This window comes from Ruegeria sp. O5 (assembly GCF_056535105.1).
The window spans coordinates 42360-65614 of the sequence record NZ_JBQERN010000004.1 but is presented as its reverse complement, the minus strand read 5'-3'; the positions used below and the strand labels follow the sequence as shown (position 1 = coordinate 65614).

The window sequence follows — 23255 nt, the reverse complement described above, 5'->3', positions numbered from 1 at the left end:
GAAAGCCCTATTTGTACAAGAATCCGCTGACGGATTTGACACCGTTTGATGGCATCCCGGGTGCTCTGATCACCCTGTCTGTTGATACGCGACGGTAGTGAAAAACCCGGACCCACACTTTTCCGGTCGGCCATGCGGAGCGGTCACCACATGCCATGCCTGCGCGGGAGAGTGACACTTTTTGGTTGCAGGCACGTGGTCAGGACCAGCGTCATTCTGGCCGGTTGAGCGGGGGGTCTTCTCACAACTGACGGTTATTATTCATCAATCACTATGTTTGGAAAATCTGCGATCCGGTGCTATACTTTCAGGCAGCTGTGGGGGCGGATATGAAAGTTGTCTGTACGATAACCTTGTTGTGCTGGGCCGGAGCCGCGCAGGCCCTGACCATTCCATATGGGACAGAGGGTTCGATGCCGGGCGCGCGTGAAGGCGGGCTCAAATTCTACAACATGTTCGAGTTTGAACACGAGATGAAGGCACCGGTCTTCGCGAAAGAGAATCCGCGCCGTAATGAAAGACGTCGTCGTCTTGTCGAGCTTGGAGGACCCAAGCGTTTGCCCGAGATTCTGGCTGAACGGACGGAGGTCGTGGAAGAATCAGGGCCCGAGTTCTGCGAGCTGTGGTGCAATGAGCCCGGGTCCGAAGAAGCGCCGGTGTACGTGAACGTCTCGGCCGTGCCGCTTCCGGCCAGTTGGCTGCTGCTGGTTGGGGCGCTGACAGGGCTGTTTGGTGTCGGGCGGCTGCGTGGCAACCGGTTCGGGTAAGCGCCGCGCCTGCAATCATCCTTGAATGCTGTGATATGGGACACCGAAGGTTGGTGGACCTGCCGACCTGCGGCAATGGCCTGCAAAGGCGTGTGTGTTAACCACTTGGTAGTCATACCTGCGCCACCTTGCGCGCATGAGTGATTATCGCCGCGTCCGCATTCCCGGAGCCAGATATTTCTTTACGGTTTCGCTGGCCGACCGGTCATCGGACCTGTTGATCCGCGAGGTTGCACATCTGCGCGCGGCTTTTGCCGAAGCGCAGCGGGAGCGTCCGTTTTGGTGCGATGCGTTTGTGGTGTTGCCCGATCATCTGCACGCGGTGTGGACCTTGCCGCCGGGCGATGCGGATTATTCCACGCGGTGGGGTGCGATCAAAGCGCGGTTCACCATGCGCGTGAACAAGACAAACCGTAGGCCGGGCTTCAGCCCGGCACCCGAACTCACGCACCTACCTGTTGTGACCTTTGGCAGATATGCCGGGCTGAAGCCCGGCCTACGGACCAACAAACGCGAAGGGGCGGTTTGGCAGCGTCGGTTTTGGGAACATACCATTCGTGACGAACGGGATTACCGCAATCACATGGCGTATTGTTGGGGGAACCCGGTCAAGCACGGGTTGGTGGCGCGCCCGACCGATTGGCCGTTTTCGTCGATCCATCGTCATATCCGCGCAGGTCGGGTTGATCCGGAATGGAGCGGTGGTGTGATGGACGGCGCGTTCGGAGAGCCGTGATACAAAGAACACCCCCGTAGGCCGGGCTTCAGCCCGGCATCCACCATTTCCCTTGAGGCGATTGAAGGGTTTTGAGGCCATTCATCGGCGTATGTTGGTAAAAGTGTGGGTGTTTCGAGGGGTGCCGGGCTGAAGCCCGGCCTACCAGTTGGCGTGAGGGGAGCGAGTGCTCATCCTACATGTGCTAGAATGGGATCGCATCAAAAATTGATCTTCTGAAGATCGATTGCGCAGCGCGTGAAATTGCGCGCCTTCCATTCAGTCTAACATGCACGTGCAAAGGTGACATTTCTTCAATTTCAAAATCGAATTCGTCACTATGGGAGATTGTGTCTAAAAAATCTCGAACTCCGTTTTCGACTTGAGTTATGCCAATGCCCTTTACACAGGCTAGGGCAGAGTCATCACCAAGATTTCTGAAAATTATTCTCTCTTTTTGGTTGCGGAATAGGGACTGATTTCTCTCGGCGTCGCGGTCCGATGCTGTATTGGAAATTGATCGTTCTAAACGATCTAAACGTTCCAAAATTATTTCACTCGCTGGTAATTTAGTGCTTTCAACATCAGGGATGTGGAAAGGACCAAGTTGCCCAATAAAGCTTTTGTCTTTTCCGTGTTGGGCAGTGTTGTTTAATGTCTTAATCAACTCTGCCTTGAATTTCTCCATCGCGGGGTGACGTAAATCCCTTGGGTATTCGATGTACCTGTTTGGTGCAGTATCAAACGGATATACTGTTTTATCGTCTTTGATTATTACCGTCGGTAGCTGCGTTGCCATACGTATTCCCAACTCAAAAAAAACATTGGGGTTTCGACCACTCACATCGCATATAATAATTTTGTCGTTGTAGATATTCTGAAGTATCTCTTTGTGAATTAAATTAGTCTCAAAGGTGTCACTCACCAATCTTGCCGAAAACCCTGCTTCGTCGGCAGCGGTTTCCAAAATATCCAACACGTCAGCCCAATGGGATGAAGGGCGCCCGTCGCACTCGGATATCGGCATAACTATGCCACATACTTCTTTTTTATCGATCAACTTACATACCCCACTCTGTGTGTGCTACTAAGTGACAATGCATAGATAGTCCCAAACTTTGCAATCGAATGAGGATGCGCTACCGCGCAAACTTCTTATGCTTCAACCGCTTGGGCTCCAGCGCGTCTGGTCCCAACCGCCGCTTCTTATCCTCTTCGTAATCCTCGAAGTTGCCCTCGAACCACTCCACATGGGCATCGCCCTCGAACGCCAGAATATGCGTACAAATCCGGTCGAGGAAGAAGCGGTCGTGTGAGATCACAACAGCGCAGCCGGCGAAATCGACCAGCGCGTCTTCCAGTGCGCGCAGGGTTTCGACGTCAAGGTCGTTGGTGGGTTCGTCGAGCAGCAGGACGTTGCCGCCCTCTTTCAACAGGCGGGCCATGTGGACGCGGTTGCGTTCACCGCCAGAGAGCAGCGAGACCTTTTTCTGCTGGTCGCCGCCCTTGAAGTTGAAGGACGAGCAATAGGCGCGGGAATTTACCTGCGCGTCGCCCAGCTGGATGATCTCGGCGCCGCCGGTGATCGCCTCCCACACGGTGTCGTTGTCTTTCAGGTCGTCGCGGGACTGGTCGACATAAGACAGCTCGACCGTGTCGCCCAGCGTGATGGTGCCGCTGTCGGGCTGTTCCTGACCGGTGAGCATCTTGAACAGCGTCGATTTACCGGCACCGTTGGGGCCGATGACGCCGACGATGCCGCCGGGGGGCAAGGCGAAATCCAGCCCTTCGATCAGTTGCTTGTCGCCCATGTGTTTCGACAGGCCCTCGACCTCGATCACCTTGCCGCCAAGACGCTGGCCGTTGGGAATGACGATCTGGGCGCGGGTCAGCTTTTCGCGTTCGGACTGTTCGGCCAGCTCGTTATAGGCGTTGATCCGGGCCTTGGATTTGGCCTGACGGGCCTTTTGGCCTTGGCGCATCCATTCCAATTCGCGTTGCAGGGTCTTCTGCTTGGACTTGTCCTCGCGGGCTTCCTGCTCCAGCCGTTTGGCCTTTTGTTCCAGCCATGCGGAGTAGTTGCCCTCGTAAGGAATGCCGCGGCCGCGGTCGAGTTCGAGGATCCAGCCGGTGATGTCATCCAGGAAGTAACGGTCATGGGTGACGATCAGGATGGTGCCCTTGTAGTCGATCAGGTGCTGTTGCAGCCATGCGATGGTTTCGGCGTCCAGGTGGTTGGTCGGTTCGTCCAGGAGCAGCATGTCGGGCGCTTCGAGCAGCAGCTTGCAGAGCGCCACGCGGCGTTTCTCACCACCTGAGAGGTTGGCGATGTTGGCATCGTCCGGCGGGCAGCGCAGCGCCTCCATCGACACGTCGATCTGGCTGTCGAGGTCCCAGAGGTTTTCCGCGTCGATCGCGTCTTGCAGGGTGGTCATTTCCTCCATCAGCTCGTCCGAGTAATTCTCGGCGATCTCCATGGCGATTTCGTTGAAACGGTCGACCTTGGCCTTTTTCGCAGCCACGCCCAGCATCACGTTTTCGCGGACGGTGAGCGATTCATCCAATTGCGGTTCCTGCGGCAGGTAACCGACCTTGGCACCCTCGGCCGCCCAAGCCTCGCCAGTGAAGTCGGTGTCGAGGCCGGCCATGATCTTCATCAGCGTCGATTTACCGGCGCCGTTGACGCCGACAACACCGATTTTCACGCCGGGCAGAAAGCTGAGGTGGATGTTTTCAAAGCACTTCTTGCCACCGGGATAGGTCTTGGAGACACCCTGCATGTGGTAGACATATTGATAGGCGGCCATGTCGCGTCCTCTGGGTCGGGAAATTGGGTTGAAACGCTGGATATCCGAGCGGGGCGGGCGGGGCAAGCTGGTGGTTTTGTGAATTTCGTCCCGTATCTGCATGGGCTAGGTTTGCCGGGCTGTATGAGGGGCATGAAGTAGTGGAACTGGCGGAACTGATATCAGGCTGGGCGCAGCCAGGACGTGTCGAATGGATAGGCGTCCGGCCCGAGCGGCGGGTTGGGGTGGAGGTGGTGAGGGAGGCGGTGGTCTCGGCCGATGGGCTGGAAGGCGACCGGGGCCGTGCGGGCAAGCGGGCGGTTTCTTTGATCCAGCAGGAGCATCTGGCGGCGATTGGGTCTTATCTGGGGCGGGGACCCGTGGCCCCGGAAACCCTGCGGCGCAATCTGGTGGTTTCGGGGATCAATCTTGCCGCGCTCAAGGGGCGCGTGGTGCAGGTGGGCGAGGCTGTTTTGCGCTTTACCGTGATCTGCGCGCCGTGCAGCCGGATGGAAGAGGCGCTGGGCAAGGGCGGCTATTCTGCCGTGCGGGGGCATGGGGGATGGTGTGCCGAAGTTGTCAGGCCGGGGCGGGTTACGCTTGGCGACGCCGTGCAACCGATTGATTGACAACGCGGCCCGGTTCTGAACATCAGCAGGTTATGGAGCGGTACGACATCCCTTACGCGCGGCCCGGGCAGGTCGTTGGGTTGTTCGGCGGGTCATTCGATCCGCCGCATCAGGGCCATGTGCATGTGACGCGTGAGGCGATGAAGGCCTTTGGGCTGGATCGGGTGTGGTGGCTGGTGTCACCCGGCAATCCGTTGAAAGAGCGGGGGCCTGCGCCGATCGCGCGGCGGATGGTGGCGGCGCGGCGGGTGATGCAGCATCCGAAGGTCGACGTGACGGATATCGAGGCGCTGGTCGGCACGCGGGCAACGGCGGACACTCTGACAGCGCTCAGGCGGCTTTACCCGCAGGTGCGGTTTGTCTGGCTGATGGGCGCGGACAATCTGGCGCAGTTTCATCGCTGGAAAGACTGGCGGCTGATCATGGACACTGTGCCGGTGGGCGTGGTGGCGCGGCCGGGTGAGCGGATCTCGGCCCGGATGTCACCTGCGGCGCGGGTTTATGCGAAGTACCGGATTGACGGGCAGGCGCGGCACCTTTTGGGGCAGGCGCAGGCTCCGGCCTGGTGTTTCGTGAACGTGCCGATGATCGATGTCAGTTCGACCGAACTCCGGACACGTGGCGAATGGGGCGCAGAAGTGTTGCCGGAATAGCCCCAACGGGCGCATAATCTAACACAGTGGTTGTGTGCTTTTGATCTGTGGGATTTTAATTCGGCTATGGCTGGTCGTTTTTCACGTCGATTGTTTCTGGGGGGATTGGGGGCGTCCCTGATCCCGGCAGCGGGCCTTGCGCAGGCGCCGCTTGTATCGCTGAGGCCGCAGGCGCGTGGGGTCATATTAAGCGGTGCCGAGCGATTGGTGGCCGCAGCAGGCCTGAAAGGCGAAGTTGTGTTTGCGGTTGCGGATGTGGCGACCGGGGCGCAACTGGAAGTTTTTGGTGAGGGCGCAAGTCTGCCCCCGGCCAGCGTTGGAAAGGCAATGACCGCGCTTTATGCGCTGGATGTTCTGGGGCCGGAACACCGGTTCGAGACTCGGCTGGTGGCGGATGGCCGGATCGAGAAGGGCGTTCTGCACGGCGATTTGATTCTGGTTGGGGGCGGCGACCCGCTGCTGGATACGGATGCGCTGGCCGCGATGGCGGCCAATTTGCGCGAGGCCGGGATTATCGAAGTGCGCGGCGCGTTCAAGGTTTATGACGGGGCGTTGCCTTATGTGTTCAGCATCGATCCCGAACAGCCGGATCATGTGGGCTATAGCCCGGCCGTCAGCGGCATTTCCCTGAACTTCAATCGTGTCCATTTTGAATGGAAACGCGCAGGCAATGGCTATGACATAACCATGGATGCCCGCAGCGAGCGATATGTGCCTGCGGTGGATGTCTCGGCCATGCGGGTCGAGGATCGCAGCCTGCCGATCTATACCTATCAGGCAAGCGCGCGGCAGGATCGCTGGACCGTGGCCAAGGGCGCGTTGGGCAATGGCGGGGCCCGCTGGTTGCCGGTGCGCAAGCCCGCTTTGTACGCGGGCGATGTGTTTCGCACCTTGGCGCGGTCGAACGGGATCGTTTTGAAGCGTGTTCAGGTGACACGCCAGAGCGTGCGGGGTGTTGATCTTGTGGTGCATCGCAGCGACAGTTTGGACCATGTCCTGCGCGGGATGCTGAAATACTCGACCAACCTGACGGCCGAGATGGTCGGGCTGGCCGCGACCAGGGCGCGCGGTGTTGACCCGCACACCCTGGCGGAATCGGCAGCCGAGATGAACCGGTGGGCCGCCAGTCGTTTCGGCGTGACCGGGATCGCCATGGTCGATCATTCGGGACTAAGCGATGCCTCGCGCATGGTACCGGCGGATTTGGTTGCGGCCCTTGTTGCAACACAGAAGTCGGGGATGTTGCGGCCCCTGATGAAACCTTTTGCACTGACCGACCGGAACGGGCGGCCCGTCAAGAACCACCCGATCAAGGTTGATGCCAAGACAGGGACATTGAACTTTGTATCCGGGTTGGGTGGTTTCCTGACAACTGCGGACGGGGTCGATCTGGCATTCGCGATATTCACCGCCGACGTGGACCATCGCGCAACGATCCCACGCGCGCAGCGTGAGCGCCCGGATGGCGCACGCAGCTGGAACAGCAGATCACGAAAATTGCAGCGCGCCTTGCTGGAGCGCTGGGGGTCACTTTACGGAAGCTGAAACCTGAAACCGGCCTGAAGCGGGCGTCAGACGGTGTGGCGCGCCCGGGCCCCGCGCTCGATCGCGGCCGCGTGCAGGCGGTCGATGTTCAGCTCGTACCGGATTTCTTCCAGCAGGCGCAGTTCGGATTCGGCCAGCGTTCCGTCAGCGGCGGCGACGTCACAGGCCAGGGCATAGGCCGTTTCGTTCAGGCGTTCGGGCAGGTTGTCCCGGATCAGGCCAAACAGCGCATCCAGCCCGTCTTCCTGTTCGAACAGGTCAAACACGACCTGCGACACGTGGCGCATCCGGTCGATGTCGTACCCGGCGAAAACCGGCAACATGTTCACGGCGACCTCGATCTTGACCAGCTCGGCGGTTCGGATGGTTTCGTCGGAGGCCGAGATCGCAACCATGATCGCCACAAGGCAATCCTGTGGGGACATCGGGTGGGGAACTTGCTCGGTCATTCGGGGCATCCTGCTTGGGTGTTTCTGATCGCGCACGATATGAGGGGGGGCGGTGAGGTTCAACACCTAGCTCGTGATTTGAGGCGGAAAAGCAGGTTCTGGGGGTTAGGAATTCTGTTTAACCCCGGTCGGGCATAACCCGGAGGTGCCGGAGCATGGTTTTCTCTGAAGCATTTTTGTGGTCAATCCGTGCGAGATAGTTCTGTGCCCGCTCAACCGGGTCATATCTGTACTGGTCGGGGCCAAGAAACTTGCGTGCATTCAGATCTGCGGTACTCAGAAGGTCGAAATTCACCAGTTCCAGCCAGCAATTCCACCCTTCATCATATTCGCCGGCCCAATTGTTCGTGTAATACCTGACAAGCCGGTTCCGGATCGTATACCCGTGGCAATCGAACGCGAGCAAGCCATTGGTGACGTAGATGTGGCTTCCGGCAAACCCTTCGGCAGGGACAATTCTTTCTGCATAAAAACCGGGCAGAGGCGACATCTTCAGATAGACGCCAGCGAGTATGTGGCAGGCGCCATTGCCGAAGAATATACGGTCCGGAAGCGCCCACCTGCGCTCGGGGTCTTTCTTAACACCGGGTTTCATTCTGTACATGAGTTGCTTTCGCGCCTGGACGTGGAGGAAGAAGGGTCGTGTGCCTATTGGGAAAACTGACAGTCCTTGCGGGGTGGCGCCAGTGATCTGGTGCCGCAGGATCGCGAAAAGTGTTGCCTGTCATTGACTCATGCTGCACTGGCACAATAGGAGGGGCCGGTCGGGTTGCGTGGTGCAGCCGCGACCGTTTCCCCAATGGAGCACATTGAAATGTCTGAACTGCGCGAAACCGCGATGTCGTCCAAGGCCTGGCCCTTTGAAGAGGCGCGCCGGTTGCTCAAACGCTATCAGAAAGGTGCTCCGGAAAAGGGGTATGTGCTGTTTGAAACCGGATATGGCCCGTCGGGCCTGCCGCATATCGGCACGTTCGGCGAGGTGGCGCGGACCACGATGGTCAAGCGTGCCTTTGAGGCGCTGTCGGACATCCCGACCAAGCTGATCTGTTTTTCGGACGATCTGGACGGGATGCGCAAGGTTCCCAGTAACGTGCCGAACCCCGAGGCGTTGGAAGAGCATTTGCAGCGCCCGCTGACCTCGGTTCCTGATCCGTTTGGCGAGTATGACAGCTTTGGCGAGCACAACAACGCGATGCTGCGCCGGTTCCTTGATACCTTTGGGTTTGAATACGAGTTCTATTCGGCGCGAGACTTTTATCGCTCGGGCCAGTTCGACGAGATTCTGAAGCGTGCGGTTGAACGCTATGACGACGTGATGGCCATCATGTTGAAAAGCCTGCGGGAAGAACGCCAGCAGACCTATTCGATCTTCCTGCCGATCCACCCGGAAACCGGGCGGGTTCTGTATGTGCCGATGAAAAAAGTCTGCGCCGAGACCTACACCGTCACCTTCGATGATGAAGACGGCAAGGAATGGACCGTTCCCGTCACCGGCGGCAACGTGAAGCTGCAATGGAAGCCGGATTTCGGGGCACGCTGGGCGGCACTGGGCGTTGATTTCGAGATGTACGGCAAGGAACACGCGACCAACGAAAAGATCTATGACGGGATCTGCCGGGCCTTGGGTGGCCGCGCGCCCGAGCATTTCAGCTATGAGCTGTTTCTGGACGAGAACGGACAGAAGATTTCGAAATCGTCGGGCAATGGTGTCTCGATTGACGAATGGCTGACCTATGCGCCGACCGAGTCGCTGGCTTATTTCATGTACCAAAAGCCCAAGACGGCCAAGCGGATGCATTTCGACGTGATCCCGAAAGCCTATGATGAGTATCATCAGCAGCTGCGCGCCTATCCGGGGCAGGACCTGAAGGCGCAGTTGAACAACCCGGTCTGGCATATCCACGGCGGCGACGTGCCGGAATCGACCCTGATCGTTCCCTTTGCGATGCTGCTGAATCTGGCATCGGTTTCCGGTGCCGAAGACAAGGAGGCGCTGTGGGGCTTTATTCGCCGCTATGCGCCCGAGGCAACGGCAGAGAGCCATCCCGATCTGGACAAGGCTGCTGGTTTCGCCGTGCGGTACTTCAACGATTTCGTCAAGCCGACGCGCAAGCATCGCGCGCCGACGGATCAGGAGCGCGAGGCGCTGGAAGCGCTGAAAGCGGCGCTTGAGGCGTATGATGGCCCGACCGAGGATGAAGCGTTGCAATCGGTGGTCTATGCCATCGGCCGCGAGCGGTTTGATCCAATGAAAGGATGGTTCTCGGCGCTTTATGAGGTGCTGCTGGGGGCCTCGCAAGGGCCGCGCTTCGGGGGTTTTATCGCGCTTTACGGCGTGCCCGAGACCATCGCGCTGATCGACAAGGCACTGGCCGGAGAGCTGGTCTGATTTGACCTGAACCGGCATGGGGCTATCCTTGGCACAGGAGGTGGCCCCATGCGTCGACTACTGCTTGCATTATCCCTGAGCGCCGGGCTGGCGTCGGGCGCATTTGCGCAGAGTGCCGAGATCGAGGCCAATATCGCGGCGCAGATACAGGCCTTCCGGGCGGATGACTTTGCGACCGCCTTCACCTTTGCCAGCCCCAGCATCCAGCGTCTGTTCCGAAACCCCGACAATTTCGGCGCGATGGTGCGCAACGGCTATCCCATGGTCTGGCGTCCTGCCGATGTGCGTTTTCTGGAACTGCGCGAGGTTGATGGCGTGCTGTGGCAGAAGGTGATGATTACGGACGGTAACGGGTGGGTGCATCTTCTGGACTATCAGATGATCCCGCTGACGGAAGGCTGGAAGATCAACGGGGTGCAACTGTTGGGTGCCGCTGACCCTGCGGCCTGAGGCAACACCACCGTCACGGTGATATGAGCCGTGGTTAATTCCTTTTCGATATCCAGACTGTCGCGTTCGGGGCGGACCTGAACACGGGGTTTGAACGCGTCGCCGGATTTGCGCGACGCGATTGGGAAAGGGTTTTCAATGAACAAGGCAATCACCGACGGCATCGTGTTCATGCCGCCTCAATTCGCGAATGGTCTGACGGTCTGGTCTGCGGGGGACGGAACGCCCGGGTCGCCCACATATGGCGGGTCCGGCACGGGCGTGTTTGTTCCGGCGGATGCGGATTTTGCCGGTTGTCTTGAGATCCTGAAGGTCAACACAACGCAGCAACTGCGTTACATGGGGCAAACGCCGATCCTGCCCGGTTGCTATTTGCAGATCAAAGCCCGGGTCAAGGCGATCAGTGGCCCGTTGCCGTCGGTGCGCATTGCAGCCTGGGCCGGTGGCGCGGGTGATGTGCATGTGGCCGGTGTTGTGGAACAGGGGCCTGCCACCCAGCTGTCGGGCTATGGCACGGTTCACGAGATCACCGCGATTGTCGGCACCGGCCAGCGCCCGGGCGTGGACATGCCCTGGGGGCTTGCCGCCCTTTACGGGCATTTCGGCCTGGATATCGAAGGGGCCAACGGCGCGCTGGTGCGTGTCGATGATCTTGAGATCACCGATGTCACCGGGTTCTTTCTGCGCGAGATGATCAGCCTGGTCGATGTGCGCGACTTTGGTGCCGTTGGTGATGGTGTGACGGATGACTCGGTTGCGTTTGAGGCGGCGGATCAGGCGGCCGGTGGCCGCCGGGTCTTTGTTCCGCAAGGCATCTATCACCTTGCGGAAAACACCAGCATCGATGCGGAGATTGAATTCGAAGGCACCGTCACCATGCCGGATGACAAGATGCTGTTGCTGACCAAGGATTTCCATCTGCCCGCATATATTGAGGCGTTCGGAGATGAGGAGTTGGCCTTCAAGAAGGCGTTTCAGGCGCTGCTGAACAATTCGGATCATGACTCGCTGGATCTGGGCGGGCGCAAGATTTCCGTTTCCGCGCCGATCGACATGGCCGCTGCGGTTCCCAACAAGCAAAGCGGCTTTTCCACGCGCCGCGTGATCCGCAACGGGCAGTTCGATGCCAAAAGCGGTACCGCCTGGGACACCGAAACCTTCACCTCTGTCGCTACTTATGACCCCTTGGACAAGACACGCCTGACCAATGTCGCCAATGTGGCCAATATTCCGGTAGGATCGCTGGTTGAAGGCAGTGGTGTCGGGCGTGAGGTTTACGTGCGCTCGAAAAACATAGGTGCCGGTGAGATAACCCTGAGTGCACCCATCTATGACGCCGCCGGTACCCAGACCTTTACCTTTCAGTCGTTCAAATACCTGCTGGATTTCAGCGGTTTCGATACGTTGCGGAAATTCGGCATGGAACAGATCGAGTTTCAGTGCAACAGCCGGTGCAGCGGTATTCGTCTGGCGGCCTCGGGCAGTACGTTTTCGTTGAAAGACTGTTTTATCAGTCGCCCGAAGGATCGGGGCCTGACCTCGACCGCGACGGGGTGCAAGGGGCTGCTGATCGACAATTGCCAGTTCCTGTCCTCAGAAGAAGCGCTTGACGTGACGGACCGGAATTCCATCGGGCTGAACACCAACTCGAACGATGTGAAGCTGCGTCACAATCAGGCGGTGCGGTTCAAGCATTTTGCCGTTCTGGGCGGCGGTACTAATTTGGTTCTGGGCAACCATTTCTTTCAGGGCGACGGCATCCCGCAGGGGGTCCGTACCGCGGGGCTGATCATGATCGGCACCTACAACACTTCGACCATTGCCGAGAACTATGTCGACAACTGCTTTATCGAATGGACCAACGAACGCGATGCGGCGCCGAATTATACCAATGGTTTCTCGTTCAGTTCGATGAGCATCACGGACAATATCTTTTTCTCAAGCGATGCACCGGCCTGGTTCAGTTATATCATCATCCGCCCCTATGGCGCTGGCCATTACCTGAATGGCGTGACGGTGACCGGCAACAAGTTCCGTGCCACCAGCGGTTCGATTGAGCGGGCGGAACGGGTCGATACGTCTTTTGCCGATCTGGACAATAACAGGCATTCGAACGTGACCTACCACAACAATACCTATCACGGGATTGGCAAGAGATCCTCGAACCCGCTGCGCGTCCGCAGCCAGCAGAACTCGGTTGCGAACATCTGGGCGGTTTCGGCAAACGGGGAATTGCCATTTGGCGGCAAGGCGCGCGGCTGCGACGGGGTCACTGCCATCGGGTCGCTGACCGGGGTGTTCAACAACCTTGTCTATTCGGCCCCTCATGTTCTGACCGAACAGGGGGTCAGTGGCGACAGCCTTATTCTGCGCTGGCCGGATCACCTGAAAGGCGAAGTCTCGGTCACGATGCGAATGGAGCGTTGAAACAGCGGCTGGCCGCCCATTCCGGGGTGGCCAGCCGCCTGACAAACGGGCGCAGAAAAGCGCCGATTGGCGCATCGGCAAGGAAATAGGCGACGTTTCAATCTGATGTGCTAGGCTTGGGTAAAGAAATGGAGAATCCCGATGCCGAAAATCGCCAAAAACGCCAGTGTTCAGACAGTTATCACCACGTTTGAAATGACGCCCGGCACCTGTCAGGACCTTTTGGAAGCGCTGACCGACGCCTATTCCGAGTTCATCTCGAAGCAGCCCGGCTTTGTTTCTGCGGGGCTTCATGTGAATGATGCGCAAACCCGGATTGCCAACTATTCGCAATGGCAACGTCGCGAGGATTTCCTGGCCATGCTGCGGACCCCCGAGATGCGCGACCGCAACCGCAAGATCAACGAGCTGTGCAAGAGCTTTGAGCCGGTCATGTATGACGTTGCAGAGACATTTGGCTCTACCTGACCTGAATCAAAGCCTGCGGTGCATGTCTGTTTCAAAGTAAGTCTGCAAAACGGAGGCGCATGCTATGTATCACAACATTCTCGTTCCGATCTCTTTCGATGCCGAAAGAGATACGTCCGGGCCGTTGAAACTGGCCCGGGTTCTGGCCACGCCGGACGCGCAGGTCACATTGCTGCATGTGGTTGAGCATATTCCGAATTATGCAATCTCGTACATGCCGGCGGAATATCTGTCCGAGGCCCGAAAGGCGATTCAGTCAGAGCTTGATACGCTGGCGTCGCAATTGCCGAATGCCACGGGCGTGGTGGTCGAAGGGCACTCCGGCCGGACCATTCTGGATTGGGCCGAGGCGCATCACCCGGACCTGATCATCGTGGCCTCGCACCGGCCGGGGATGCAGGATCTGCTGCTGGGGTCAACCGCGTCCCATATCGTACGCCACGCCCCTTGCGCGGTACATGTGGTCCGGTAACGGTCGGACATCACCGGCAGTAAGCAAAATTGTGCCTGTGCGGGCGGTGGTTTTGGGCCGGGCCAGATTTTTTGAACCCGGTGGAACTGTGTTGCCTCGGCTTTGCCACATATTGCCCTTATGGGTCGGGGCATGTTGTTCAAGAAACCCTCGCAGGAAGCACCTGATCTGAACCCGCGCTCGGCCAGACGACACCAGCGCGCCGAGGCGGCGCGGCGGCAGGCGCTGTCCCCGCTGCGAATCCTGATCATGGTTCTGCTGCTGCCGCTGACGACCGTGCTGATTGCCACGGGCGTCTTTCTGCGCACCTCGGGCTATGAGCGGGACGAGGCGGTGATCCACCTGATCGCGCTGGCGGGGTGTGATGCGACACAGGCCATGGGGATCGGTCCGTTCCGCGCTGGGCAGCCGGGATATCATGAGCGCAACGACCCGGATGGTGACGGGGTGGCCTGCGGGTATGCCGAGCTGGAGCTGCCACGCGCGACCACCGTGCAGGCGCAGGACCAGCCAAAGCCGCGCGAACGGTCGGTGGGAAGCGCCAAGTTCGTGCGCCCCTGATTTTCGGGGGGCGGGAAGGGGCTAGCCTTTCATCGCCTGTAGCAATTCCAACAACCCTTTGCGATCGTCGTCACTGGCATAATCGCCGGTGGCCAGCCGTTCGGCGATACGCAGGCGCAGGCGTTCCTGTTGAGTGCGGACCTCTTCCCCGGCGGTTTCGGCCAGCGTCTTCATGATCACCGCCACGGCCTGTTGGCGCTTGGTGGTTGGGTTGGCGATGTAATCGACAAGGCTCTGCTGGCCGGAATCGAGGATGTTTTCAGCCAGTTCACGCAGTTGGTCGCCATTGGGCAGCAGCGGGGCGGGAGTCTGTTCGGGGGGCAGGATTTCCGGCAGGTTGCGTGGAGTTTCGGCCAGGGCGTTCGCGCCATCGACAAAGGCTTCGGTGATCATCCGCGTGATCTTGATCGCGCGCGGGTCCTTGAACAGGGCCGAGGCGATGGCCACGCCGTAATCGGTATAGACCCACGGGTTGACCCTCCGCCCGCCGCGGCCTTTGGGTTTTGAAATCACATCCTGTGATTGCAAATCAGCGACCTCGGCATCAGTCAGCTGAAAGCGGTAGCCTTCGAACAGGTCGGTGTTGCGCGAGACGGCCTGATTGAAGGCGCTGACGGATTTTCCGTAGAACTGTGCCAGATCCTCGGCCAGCACCACACGGGTGCCGCGCACCCTGTGAATGGCGTTTTGCACCTCATGCGCGCTGGGCAGGTTTTTCGGGTTCGTCATGGCAGCCGTTTGGAATCACAATTTGTGATTTCAAACGTGGAGGAGGGTGGAGCGGGGTGCAAGTTTGAAATGCCGGGGTTTGCCGCGTCCCCGATCAAATGGTCGGCGTGTTCATTGGGGTATCTTGCGCAGATAGGCAAAGCGATAGGCAAGCGCGACGCCGCCTGCGCCGCCGACAATATTGCCGATCGTGACCCAGAACAGGTTGCCCATGGCCGCGCCCAAACCGAAATCGGCACCGGCAAGCGCGCCCTGCGGCAGCAGGTACATATTGGCGACCGAATGTTCGAGCCCCAAGAGGACAAACGCCGCTATGGGCCAGAGTACCGCCATGATCTTGCCCGCCGCTGTTCTGGCCGCGAAGCTCAGCCAGACGGCAAGGCAGACCAACGCGTTGCACAGAACGCCGCGCGCAAACGCCTGGGTGGCAGAGAGGTCGGCCTTGCCATTTGCGATTGCTGATGCGGTGGCCCCCATGGGCCCGTCAAACAAGCCGGTTGCAGCGAAGGCCAGAGCCAGCGCGATAGACCCGACCAAGTTCCCAAGGTACACGAGGCCCCAGTTGCGCAGCAGGGCGCGCGGCGAGATTTTCCGGTCCACCGCCGCGATAGTCATCAGGGCATTTCCAGTGAACAGCTCGGCCCCGCCGACGATCACAAGGATCAGGCCCAGCGAGAACACGACACCACCCAGAAACCGGGCCGGTCCGAATCCGGGGTCAACGCCGGTCATGACCATGGTGAAGGCGGCCGCGCCGAAACCGATGAACACGCCCGCGAGTATCGCCAGAGTCAGCGTCTGACCGACCGTGAGATGTGCCTTGGCAACGCCAGCGGTTTCAACCAGCTCGGCGATCTGGGCTGGTTTGTAGGCGTCAATTCCGGTTGGGTTCTGTGTTTGCATGGGACCCACTTTGCCGACGCATTCGCGTTTCGACATTGATTGGGATCAAGCATCCATCGGTGCAAAAACAACCGCACTGGGGGCGAGGCTGCAACCCTGAAGGGACAGCCACCCGGATGCAGTGCGGTGTATGGTTGAAAATCGGCGCAAATCGCCGGTATCAATGCGAGATTTCGGACTGCCGTGCTAGAGTACGCGCGGCGGGGCCGTTCCGGCCGTGTTACATGGCAATTTTGCCAGACGACGGAGGAAAGTGATGTTTGCACGAATTACCCAATACAAAATGAAGCCCGGTACGCGCGAGGCGGCGACGGCGAAGATGAATGAATTGAAATCCGACATCATGGGTATGCCCGGCATGCACAGCTTTACCAACGTGATGAACGAGGATGGTTCAGGCTATGTGATCTCGGTGGTCGAAAGCGAGGCGACCTCGAACGCAAACGCACCCAAAGTGGCCGAGTTGTGGGGCCATTTCGCCGAATTCATGGAAGGCCCACCGACGCCGGTTGGGTACGACGTGATTGCCCATTGGGATAAGGGGTAGCGGTTAGGGCGGGGATAGACCCGCCCTTTCTTTTATTTGGAGAGAACAGCGATTTGGACCTCATGTGGTCTGGCCAGGGTGTTCGGGTTCGTCATGGCAACCGCTTGGAAACACAATTTGTGAATTCAAACGTGGAGCAGTGCGCGCTGGGCTGCAAGGGTGGAGTGTGGGATGTGACTTACCTACTCAGGCAAACGCTCATAACTCTTTCCTTAGTATCACCGCCGTAACGGGTGTTGGACGGCAGTGCGATCCAGTCTCTGTGCCGATAACTCCAAAGAAACGGCCAATTCTCGCTGTTACACGCGACGCCATGTGGGGACTGGTAACCGTCGGAGCGTTCTCGAATGGACTTGAACAAAGACGAACGTTCTATGATGCGTAACTCGGATGCTTTCGCGTATCTTTTCATTTGCCATTGCACTTGCAGGCTTTGCAACGCGACCGGACCTATCACTGTAAGCATTGCGCCAACAATAATAGTCGGTATTTTTGCCTTGCCCGGCATGATCGCAGCGGCTGCGGCCACCAAAAACAGTAAAATCAACGCCGCAAAGAAAAAAACAAAAAGTCTCGCGGTTAAAGCATCTCCCAGTAAAAATAGGATTGAGGCGGGCCATACAGCGAGCGCCAGCATTCGTAAGCCGCTAAAGCTCGAATCTACTCCAAGTCCCCAGATGATCATCAAAAGGAGCACGAACCATAGCATTGATATACTTCTGCCGGGCGACGCTTCGCGCCATCCTGCGAGCACACTTACCCATACCCAAACCATTGCTAGGAGTGAAATTGTTCCGAGCAGTCCAACTACAATAAGAAGCGTGATCAAAAAACTTTCCTAAACCGATTGTCTAAGAAGATAGATTTCCTGCTTTGAGGCAAATTGCAACCGTCAGTTGCGTTTTAACCTACCTCTTCCGCCGCTTAACATTCCCACCCCTTTGCCCCGGCCGTCCAGCCGTAGACCGCCCACGCGATTTCACGGCATCTTCCGAGGCTTTCTCGACCGCCCATTGGCGGGCCATGGGGTCGTCGGCGATGGCCAGATCGACCGCTTCCAGGCGTTTGATTTCATCGCGGATGTTAGCGGCCTCTTCGAATTCCAGGTTCTCGGCGGCTTTGCGCATCTGGTCGCGCAGCCCGTTCAGGTGCGCCTCGAGATTGGCACCGTGCATCGGTTTGTCGATGGTGGCGGTGACGCGGTTCATGTCCACGTCGCCCTCATAAAGCCCGGCCAGAACATCCTCGACATTCTTTTTCACGGTCGCGGGCGTGATGCCGTGTTCCTCGTTATAGGCCATCTGCTTGGCGCGGCGGCGGTCGGTTTCGGCCAGCGCGCGTTCCATCGAACCGGTGATCTTGTCGGCATACATGATCACCCGGCCATCGGCGTTGCGCGCGGCGCGGCCGATGGTCTGGACCAGCGAGGTCTCGGACCGCAGAAAGCCTTCCTTGTCGGCGTCCAGAATGGCGACCAGCCCACATTCGGGAATGTCGAGCCCTTCACGCAGCAGGTTGATGCCGACCAGCACGTCGAACGCGCCCAGACGCAGGTCGCGCAAAATCTCGATCCGTTCCAGCGTGTCGATATCGGAATGCATGTAGCGCACCTTGATACCCTGTTCGTGCAGGTATTCGGTCAGATCCTCGGCCATGCGTTTGGTCAGCGTCGTGACCAATGTGCGATAGCCATCGGCGGCGACCTTGCGCACCTCGTCCAGCAGGTCGTCGACCTGCATCGACACGGGGCGGATTTCGACCTGCGGGTCCAGCAGGCCGGTGGGGCGGATCACCTGTTCGGTGAAGACGCCGCCGGTCTGGTCCAGCTCCCACGCGGCGGGGGTGGCCGAGACGAAGACGGATTGCGGGCGCATGGCATCCCATTCCTCGAACTTCAGGGGCCGGTTGTCCATGCAGGACGGCAGGCGGAACCCGTGTTCGGCCAGCGTGAACTTGCGCCGGTAGTCGCCCCGGTACATGCCGCCGATCTGCGGCACGCTGACATGGGATTCGTCGGCAAAGACAATGGCGTTGTCGGGGATGAATTCGAACAGGGTCGGGGGCGGCTCGCCCGGCGCGCGGCCGGTCAGATAGCGCGAATAGTTCTCGATCCCGTTGCAGACGCCGGTGGCCTCGAGCATTTCCAGATCGAAATTGGTGCGCTGTTCCAGCCGCTGCGCCTCGAGCAGTTTGCCTTCGCCGACCAGCTGGTCGAGGCGCGTCCGCAGTTCTTTTTTGATCCCGATGATGGCCTGCTGCATCGTCGGTTTCGGCGTCACGTAGTGGGAGTTCGCATAGACCCGGATATGGTCCATCGTGTCGGTTTTTTCGCCGGTCAACGGGTCGAATTCGGTGACCTGTTCCAGTTCCTCGCCGAAGAAGGACAGTTTCCAGGCGCGGTCTTCGAGGTGGGCGGGCCAGATTTCCAAACTGTCGCCCCGCACCCGGAACGAGCCGCGCTGAAACCCCTGATCGTTACGGCGGTATTGCTGGGCCACCAGATCGGCCATCACCTGCCGCTGGTCGTATTCGTGACCGACCTTCAGATCCTGCGTCATCGCCCCGTAGGTTTCGACCGAGCCGATACCGTAGATGCAGCTGACCGAGGCGACGATGATCACGTCATCGCGTTCCAGCAACGCCCGCGTGGCCGAGTGGCGCATCCGGTCGATCTGTTCGTTGATCTGGGATTCTTTTTCTATGTAGGTGTCAGAGCGCGGCACATAGGCTTCGGGTTGGTAATAGTCGTAATAGGACACGAAATATTCCACCGAGTTTTCGGGGAAGAAGCCCTTGAATTCACCGTATAGCTGCGCGGCGAGCGTTTTGTTGGGGGCCAGGATGATGGCGGGGCGCTGGGTTTCCTCGATCACCTTGGCCATGGTGAAGGTCTTGCCCGTTCCGGTCGCGCCCAGCAGCACCTGATCGCGTTCCCCGTCCAGCACGCCGCCCGCCAGTTCCTTGATCGCCGTGGGCTGATCGCCCGCCGGGTTGAATTCGGTATGCATCACGAATTGCTTGCCGCCTTCCAGTTTCAGGCGCGCGCGCACGTCTTCGGTGGTCAGTTGGGTCTTGTCGGAATGGGCGTATGGCATAGGCAGGCTCCGGGCATCAGGCCCTTACATTTGTTCTTATTTTGTCCAACTGCAAGGGCCGATCCGGATTCATTGCGCGCTATGCGGTCTGAGGCCGTGCGATGGGTGAGTCGTTGTATTGTTCTTGCGTTTGTTTGGCGCGACCTTATCCTAGCCTGATGACAGTTTCTGGCATGAGTTCGCGGGCGAGGGCCGCGACAATTGCAATCTTGCCCCCGGGCGCGCTCTGACGCATAAACGGGCTCAGCCAAGTGAGTACGGAGAGGCGACATGCGCGCACGGATTTACCAGCCCGCAAGAAATGCGATGACCTCGGGGATGGCCAAGACCCGCAAATGGGTTCTGGAATACGCCCCGGCCTCGGCGCGCGAGGTTGATCCGCTGATGGGCTGGACGTCGTCCAGTGACACGCAGGCTCAGGTACGCCTGAAGTTCGACACGCGGGAAGAGGCGCTGGATTATGCCAAGGCCCACGGTATCGATGCGCAAGTCAGCGAGCCGCACAAGCGCAAACCCAATCTGCGCGCGCGGGGCTATGGCGAGAATTTCGCAACCGACCGGCGCGGCCCCTGGACGCACTGAATGATCGAAATCCGAGAGGCTGACCCGACATCGGACGTATTGCGCCCGATTGTCGATGCGCATTTTGCCCATGGTGAAACCGCGGGACCCGCGGAAAGCAACCACACGATGGATGCTGAAGCCTTGGCCGGGCCGGGGGTGCGGTTCTGGGCCATTTTTGACGGACAGCAGCCATTGGGATGCGGTGCGCTGAAAGCGCTGCCCGATGGAACCGCCGAAGTAAAATCAGTGCATATTCTGGCGCAGGCAAGAGGGCGCGGGCTGGCGCGCGTGCTGATGGTGCATCTGGCTGAACAGGCCGGCGCAGAGGGGTGCGAGGCTTTGGTTCTTGAGACCGGGGCGAGCCATCTTCGCGAATATGATGCCGCCCGCAAGCTGTATGAGTCGCTGGGATATTCCTATTGCGGGCCTATCTTTGGATATGTTGATGATCCCAACAGCGCATTCATGCGCTTGCCTCTTGAACCCCGCGGGTAAAAACCGCAAGAAGGGCGCAGCGGTCCCTTAGCTCAACTGGATAGAGCAGCTGACTTCTAATCAGCAGGTTGAGGGTTCGAGTCCTTCAGGGATCGCCATTTGCAAACCAGATCTATACCGGACATGCGCCTGCTTTGGTCGGCGCGTCGTGATCTTGTGGCTGTTTGGTGTGGTATGAGGGGCTGGACGAGGGGGTCATGCCAGCCCCTCTAAGGGGGTCACAGAGTGGTAGTATGTGTTCCTTACGTACAATCTAACGTGATTCACCGTGCGGCGATATTGGGGGATTCCCGTAGGTTGGCATTTGCGCGGAAATATGCGTGTCAGGCAGTGCAATCCTGTTGAGATCAGACCGGGTTTTTGCGCGGTATTCGTGTTGAGGCTGTAGAAGCCGCTGGCAAATCCGGGGGTGATGCAAAAAATATATTGCAACCGGTTGCAAAGAAAATCATTGTTACGCACAACAACAAGATTCGGGAGAGCTGCATGTTGAGGGTCGGATTGCTGGGTGCCGGGCGTATTGGGCGCGTTCATGCGCAGGCCATATCTTCCCATCCGGGGAGCAGGCTGTGTGCGATATCCGATGCGCTGCCCGAGGCGGCGAACAGCCTCGCGGATGAATATGGGGCCGAGGCACGCAGTTCAGAAGAAATTATCGCTGATCCCGAAATTGACGCGGTTCTGATTGCAACGCCGACGGATACGCATTCCGACCTGATCGAGGCGGCCACGGGCGCTGGCAAAGCCGTTCTGTGCGAAAAGCCCGTCGATCTGAGCCTTCAGAGGGCACAGGACTGTCTGAGCGCCGTAGCGGGGCGCGGCAAACCTGTCATGATCGGGTTTAACCGGCGGTTCGATCCTAATTTTGCGGCTTTGAAGGCCGGTTTGGACGCAGGTGAAATCGGCAAGGCCGAACTGTTGTCGATCACGTCATTTGACCCGGCCCCGCCACCGGTCAGCTACGTAAAAGTGTCCGGAGGACTGTTTCGGGACATGATGATCCACGATTTCGACATGGCGAACTTTCTGATGGGGGATGTGCCCCAGACCGTCACAGCGGTGGGATCGTCGCTTGTGGATGCAGAGATCGGCGCAGCAGGCGATGTGGACACGGCCGTGGTCACAATGACTTACGCAGACGGCCGGATTGCGGTCATCAAGAACTCGCGCCGGGCGGCCTATGGGTATGACCAGCGGGTCGAGTTGCTGGGTTCGGAAGGGTTGTTGCAGGCGCATAACATGCTGGAAAACACCGTCGTGAAATCGACGGCGGATGGCGTTGTGGGCGCAAAGCCGACTTATTTCTTTCTGGAACGCTATATGCCGGCCTACCGCGTGGAATGGGCCGCATTTGTTGATGCTGTCGGCGGCGGTTCCGACGTTCCCGTCACGTTGCAGGATGGTGTGGCGGCGCTGGCAATGGCCGAGGCCGCGACCCTGTCAGCGCAGACGGGAAAGCCCGTTCGGATGGAGGAAATTTTGAAACCGGTTGCAAAATGACCGAAATTCTTCAAACTAAAGACAGCTCGGCTTTGCGCCGCAGCCACTGAGATTCGGCACAGCCGGATGATTGGGGCCGGTACCCCAGCAGAAGATCAGACTGAACCAATGGGAGGAAACTGAAATGAAGAAATTCGTTAAGGGTGCACTTGCCGCGGGGGCACTGGCCTTGGCTACGCCCGCACTTGCGCAGGACATCGTGGTCGTATCGCATGGCCAGGCCAATGACGCATTCTGGAACGTCGTGAAGAACGGTGTTGAACAGGCTGGCAAGGACGTCGGTGTGAATGTGGAATACCGCGCGCCGGAAACTTTCGACATGGTGGCCATGTCGCAGTTGATCGACGCTGCCGTGAACCAGGAACCTGATGGCCTGATCGTTTCGATCCCGGATGCGGATGCGCTTGGCCCGTCAATCGAACGTGCCGTTGCCGCAGGCATCCCGGTGATCTCGATCAACTCGGGGTCGGATGTGTCGAAACAGCTGGGTGCGTTGCTGCACGTGGGTCAGGACGAGTTTGACGCCGGGAAAGCTGCGGGTGAACAACTGGCTTCGATGGGGGGCAAAACCGCGATCTGTGTGAACCACGAAGTGGGCAACGTTGCGCTGGACCTGCGTTGCGCAGGTTTCGCGGAAGGCTTTGGCGGTAATGTCGAAGTTCTGCCGACCTCGAACGATCCGTCGGAAATCGAGTCGAAGGTCTCGGCTGCTCTGGCTGCAAATGAAGCCGTCGATACGGTCATGGCGCTGGGTGCAAGCTCGGCCGGTGAGCCGACTGTTGCCGCAGTCAAAGCATCGGGCCGTGACGTGAATGTTGCGTCCTTCGACCTGTCGGCCAACTTCCTGCAATCGATTGCAGATGGCGACGCGGCCTTTGCCATTGACCAGCAGCAGTATCTGCAAGGGTATCTGTCGGTGAACTTCATGGGCCTGCACGCCAAATACGGCCTGATGCCCGGTGGTAATGTTCCTTCGGGTCCGAACCTGATCACTCAGGACAAGGCCGCGCAGGTGATCGAGCTGTCCGCGCAGGGCATCCGCTGATCCATACCGCAACCTGAACTAAACGGGGCGGCGCGGTGGCGCCGCTCCCACCCAAGTGGGAGGAAA

The 23255-nt window shown here is 59.0% G+C and carries 24 protein-coding genes and 1 tRNA gene; 17 read left to right on the top strand and 8 right to left on the bottom strand.

Annotated features, from left to right (window positions below; genetic code table 11):
- Nucleotides 1-329: 329 nt before the first annotated feature.
- Nucleotides 330-767 (top strand): hypothetical protein, encoded by a 438-nt coding sequence (locus ACR0M3_RS07985; protein ID WP_480910173.1) that lies wholly within the window; start codon nt 330-332, stop codon nt 765-767.
- A gap of 136 nt (nt 768-903) precedes the next feature.
- Nucleotides 904-1503, top strand: coding sequence for an REP-associated tyrosine transposase (locus ACR0M3_RS07980; protein WP_480910171.1), 600 nt, complete (start codon nt 904-906; stop codon nt 1501-1503).
- A 184-nt stretch (nt 1504-1687) separates the two neighbouring features.
- On the opposite strand, the gene ACR0M3_RS07975 is transcribed toward ACR0M3_RS07980, so the two are convergent.
- Both ACR0M3_RS07975 and ettA read right to left on the bottom strand, forming a co-directional pair.
- Nucleotides 1688-2542 carry a hypothetical protein gene (locus ACR0M3_RS07975; RefSeq protein ID WP_480910169.1) on the bottom strand — a complete coding sequence of 285 codons (855 nt, stop codon included), beginning with the start codon at nt 2540-2542 and terminating at the stop codon, nt 1688-1690.
- A gap of 79 nt (nt 2543-2621) precedes the next feature.
- Nucleotides 2622-4289 carry an energy-dependent translational throttle protein EttA gene (gene ettA, locus ACR0M3_RS07970; protein ID WP_010442471.1) on the bottom strand — a complete coding sequence of 556 codons (1668 nt, stop codon included), beginning with the start codon at nt 4287-4289 and terminating at the stop codon, nt 2622-2624.
- Between the two features lie 140 nt (nt 4290-4429).
- Here ettA and ACR0M3_RS07965 point away from each other — a divergent pair, with 140 nt between their 5' ends.
- From ACR0M3_RS07965 to dacB, 3 genes are all read left to right on the top strand, one after another.
- On the top strand, nt 4430-4897 hold the full coding sequence (locus ACR0M3_RS07965; RefSeq protein WP_480910168.1) for an MOSC domain-containing protein: 468 nt from the start codon (nt 4430-4432) through the stop codon (nt 4895-4897).
- A gap of 32 nt (nt 4898-4929) precedes the next feature.
- On the top strand, nt 4930-5550 hold the full coding sequence (locus tag ACR0M3_RS07960; RefSeq protein ID WP_480910166.1) for a nicotinate-nucleotide adenylyltransferase: 621 nt from the start codon (nt 4930-4932) through the stop codon (nt 5548-5550).
- Nucleotides 5551-5616: 66 nt separating this feature from the next.
- A complete protein-coding gene (gene dacB, locus ACR0M3_RS07955; protein WP_480558890.1) occupies nt 5617-7095 on the top strand; it encodes a D-alanyl-D-alanine carboxypeptidase/D-alanyl-D-alanine endopeptidase in 1479 nt (492 codons plus the stop codon).
- A gap of 26 nt (nt 7096-7121) precedes the next feature.
- On the opposite strand, the gene ACR0M3_RS07950 is transcribed toward dacB, so the two are convergent.
- Nucleotides 7122-7544: a tellurite resistance TerB family protein gene (locus tag ACR0M3_RS07950; RefSeq protein WP_209507905.1), complete on the bottom strand. Its 423-nt coding sequence runs from the start codon at nt 7542-7544 to the stop codon at nt 7122-7124.
- Nucleotides 7545-7662: 118 nt separating this feature from the next.
- On the bottom strand, nt 7663-8148 hold the full coding sequence (locus ACR0M3_RS07945) for a hypothetical protein (protein ID WP_480483275.1): 486 nt from the start codon (nt 8146-8148) through the stop codon (nt 7663-7665).
- Between the two features lie 210 nt (nt 8149-8358).
- Between ACR0M3_RS07945 and ACR0M3_RS07940 the strand changes: the two genes are divergently transcribed.
- From ACR0M3_RS07940 to ACR0M3_RS07915, 6 genes are all read left to right on the top strand, one after another.
- Nucleotides 8359-9933, top strand: coding sequence for a lysine--tRNA ligase (locus tag ACR0M3_RS07940; protein WP_480486734.1), 1575 nt, complete (start codon nt 8359-8361; stop codon nt 9931-9933).
- Between the two features lie 48 nt (nt 9934-9981).
- The gene (locus ACR0M3_RS07935; RefSeq protein ID WP_480910164.1) at nt 9982-10383 is read left to right on the top strand and encodes a DUF4864 domain-containing protein; all 402 of its coding nucleotides are present in this window, start codon (nt 9982-9984) and stop codon (nt 10381-10383) included.
- Between the two features lie 138 nt (nt 10384-10521).
- A complete protein-coding gene (locus ACR0M3_RS07930; protein ID WP_480910163.1) occupies nt 10522-12810 on the top strand; it encodes a glycosyl hydrolase family 28-related protein in 2289 nt (762 codons plus the stop codon).
- 141 nt (nt 12811-12951) lie between these two features.
- A complete protein-coding gene (locus ACR0M3_RS07925; RefSeq protein ID WP_209507893.1) occupies nt 12952-13278 on the top strand; it encodes an antibiotic biosynthesis monooxygenase family protein in 327 nt (108 codons plus the stop codon).
- Between the two features lie 64 nt (nt 13279-13342).
- Nucleotides 13343-13750, top strand: a complete 408-nt coding sequence (locus ACR0M3_RS07920) for a universal stress protein (protein WP_209507891.1) — start codon at nt 13343-13345, stop codon at nt 13748-13750.
- 132 nt (nt 13751-13882) lie between these two features.
- The gene (locus tag ACR0M3_RS07915; protein WP_209507889.1) at nt 13883-14311 is read left to right on the top strand and encodes an excalibur calcium-binding domain-containing protein; all 429 of its coding nucleotides are present in this window, start codon (nt 13883-13885) and stop codon (nt 14309-14311) included.
- Between the two features lie 21 nt (nt 14312-14332).
- On the opposite strand, the gene ACR0M3_RS07910 is transcribed toward ACR0M3_RS07915, so the two are convergent.
- Both ACR0M3_RS07910 and ACR0M3_RS07905 read right to left on the bottom strand, forming a co-directional pair.
- Nucleotides 14333-15040 (bottom strand): ORF6N domain-containing protein, encoded by a 708-nt coding sequence (locus tag ACR0M3_RS07910; protein WP_480910161.1) that lies wholly within the window; start codon nt 15038-15040, stop codon nt 14333-14335.
- Between the two features lie 111 nt (nt 15041-15151).
- On the bottom strand, nt 15152-15943 hold the full coding sequence (locus ACR0M3_RS07905) for a formate/nitrite transporter family protein (RefSeq protein ID WP_480910160.1): 792 nt from the start codon (nt 15941-15943) through the stop codon (nt 15152-15154).
- A gap of 256 nt (nt 15944-16199) precedes the next feature.
- Here ACR0M3_RS07905 and ACR0M3_RS07900 point away from each other — a divergent pair, with 256 nt between their 5' ends.
- The gene (locus ACR0M3_RS07900) at nt 16200-16490 is read left to right on the top strand and encodes an antibiotic biosynthesis monooxygenase family protein (RefSeq protein ID WP_209507883.1); all 291 of its coding nucleotides are present in this window, start codon (nt 16200-16202) and stop codon (nt 16488-16490) included.
- A 178-nt stretch (nt 16491-16668) separates the two neighbouring features.
- Here ACR0M3_RS07900 and ACR0M3_RS07895 read toward each other — a convergent pair whose 3' ends face one another.
- The gene (locus ACR0M3_RS07895) at nt 16669-17319 is read right to left on the bottom strand and encodes a hypothetical protein (protein ID WP_480910158.1); all 651 of its coding nucleotides are present in this window, start codon (nt 17317-17319) and stop codon (nt 16669-16671) included.
- A gap of 79 nt (nt 17320-17398) precedes the next feature.
- Complete coding sequence (uvrB, locus tag ACR0M3_RS07890; protein WP_480899321.1) at nt 17399-19585, bottom strand: excinuclease ABC subunit UvrB; 2187 nt, start codon at nt 19583-19585, stop codon at nt 17399-17401.
- Nucleotides 19586-19855: 270 nt separating this feature from the next.
- Here uvrB and ACR0M3_RS07885 point away from each other — a divergent pair, with 270 nt between their 5' ends.
- The 5 genes from ACR0M3_RS07885 to ACR0M3_RS07865 all read left to right on the top strand — a co-directional run bounded on the left by ACR0M3_RS07885 (nt 19856) and on the right by ACR0M3_RS07865 (nt 23189).
- Nucleotides 19856-20167: an ETC complex I subunit gene (locus tag ACR0M3_RS07885; RefSeq protein WP_209507877.1), complete on the top strand. Its 312-nt coding sequence runs from the start codon at nt 19856-19858 to the stop codon at nt 20165-20167.
- Nucleotides 20168-20644, top strand: coding sequence for a GNAT family N-acetyltransferase (locus ACR0M3_RS07880; RefSeq protein WP_267366437.1), 477 nt, complete (start codon nt 20168-20170; stop codon nt 20642-20644).
- A gap of 21 nt (nt 20645-20665) precedes the next feature.
- Nucleotides 20666-20742 (top strand) — tRNA-Arg (locus tag ACR0M3_RS07875).
- 388 nt (nt 20743-21130) lie between these two features.
- On the top strand, nt 21131-22144 hold the full coding sequence (gene iolG / locus ACR0M3_RS07870; protein ID WP_480910156.1) for an inositol 2-dehydrogenase: 1014 nt from the start codon (nt 21131-21133) through the stop codon (nt 22142-22144).
- 124 nt (nt 22145-22268) lie between these two features.
- The gene (locus ACR0M3_RS07865) at nt 22269-23189 is read left to right on the top strand and encodes a sugar ABC transporter substrate-binding protein (RefSeq protein WP_267364100.1); all 921 of its coding nucleotides are present in this window, start codon (nt 22269-22271) and stop codon (nt 23187-23189) included.
- Nucleotides 23190-23255: the final 66 nt, after the last annotated feature.

What these genes read in the sequence shown, in the direction of transcription:
- ACR0M3_RS07985 (WP_480910173.1), top strand. Translation starts at nt 330, where the DNA reads ATGAAAGTTGTCTGTACGATAACCTTGTTGTGCTGGGCCGGAGCCGCG.
- ACR0M3_RS07980 (WP_480910171.1), top strand. Translation starts at nt 904, where the DNA reads ATGAGTGATTATCGCCGCGTCCGCATTCCCGGAGCCAGATATTTCTTT.
- ettA (WP_010442471.1), bottom strand. Translation starts at nt 4,289, where the DNA reads ATGGCCGCCTATCAATATGTCTACCACATGCAGGGTGTCTCCAAGACC.
- ACR0M3_RS07960 (WP_480910166.1), top strand. Translation starts at nt 4,930, where the DNA reads ATGGAGCGGTACGACATCCCTTACGCGCGGCCCGGGCAGGTCGTTGGG.
- dacB (WP_480558890.1), top strand. Translation starts at nt 5,617, where the DNA reads ATGGCTGGTCGTTTTTCACGTCGATTGTTTCTGGGGGGATTGGGGGCG.
- ACR0M3_RS07950 (WP_209507905.1), bottom strand. Translation starts at nt 7,544, where the DNA reads ATGACCGAGCAAGTTCCCCACCCGATGTCCCCACAGGATTGCCTTGTG.
- ACR0M3_RS07945 (WP_480483275.1), bottom strand. Translation starts at nt 8,148, where the DNA reads ATGTACAGAATGAAACCCGGTGTTAAGAAAGACCCCGAGCGCAGGTGG.
- ACR0M3_RS07940 (WP_480486734.1), top strand. Translation starts at nt 8,359, where the DNA reads ATGTCTGAACTGCGCGAAACCGCGATGTCGTCCAAGGCCTGGCCCTTT.
- ACR0M3_RS07935 (WP_480910164.1), top strand. Translation starts at nt 9,982, where the DNA reads ATGCGTCGACTACTGCTTGCATTATCCCTGAGCGCCGGGCTGGCGTCG.
- ACR0M3_RS07930 (WP_480910163.1), top strand. Translation starts at nt 10,522, where the DNA reads ATGAACAAGGCAATCACCGACGGCATCGTGTTCATGCCGCCTCAATTC.
- ACR0M3_RS07925 (WP_209507893.1), top strand. Translation starts at nt 12,952, where the DNA reads ATGCCGAAAATCGCCAAAAACGCCAGTGTTCAGACAGTTATCACCACG.
- ACR0M3_RS07920 (WP_209507891.1), top strand. Translation starts at nt 13,343, where the DNA reads ATGTATCACAACATTCTCGTTCCGATCTCTTTCGATGCCGAAAGAGAT.
- ACR0M3_RS07915 (WP_209507889.1), top strand. Translation starts at nt 13,883, where the DNA reads ATGTTGTTCAAGAAACCCTCGCAGGAAGCACCTGATCTGAACCCGCGC.
- ACR0M3_RS07910 (WP_480910161.1), bottom strand. Translation starts at nt 15,040, where the DNA reads ATGACGAACCCGAAAAACCTGCCCAGCGCGCATGAGGTGCAAAACGCC.
- ACR0M3_RS07905 (WP_480910160.1), bottom strand. Translation starts at nt 15,943, where the DNA reads ATGCAAACACAGAACCCAACCGGAATTGACGCCTACAAACCAGCCCAG.
- ACR0M3_RS07900 (WP_209507883.1), top strand. Translation starts at nt 16,200, where the DNA reads ATGTTTGCACGAATTACCCAATACAAAATGAAGCCCGGTACGCGCGAG.
- uvrB (WP_480899321.1), bottom strand. Translation starts at nt 19,585, where the DNA reads ATGCCATACGCCCATTCCGACAAGACCCAACTGACCACCGAAGACGTG.
- ACR0M3_RS07885 (WP_209507877.1), top strand. Translation starts at nt 19,856, where the DNA reads ATGCGCGCACGGATTTACCAGCCCGCAAGAAATGCGATGACCTCGGGG.
- ACR0M3_RS07880 (WP_267366437.1), top strand. Translation starts at nt 20,168, where the DNA reads ATGATCGAAATCCGAGAGGCTGACCCGACATCGGACGTATTGCGCCCG.
- iolG (WP_480910156.1), top strand. Translation starts at nt 21,131, where the DNA reads ATGTTGAGGGTCGGATTGCTGGGTGCCGGGCGTATTGGGCGCGTTCAT.
- ACR0M3_RS07865 (WP_267364100.1), top strand. Translation starts at nt 22,269, where the DNA reads ATGAAGAAATTCGTTAAGGGTGCACTTGCCGCGGGGGCACTGGCCTTG.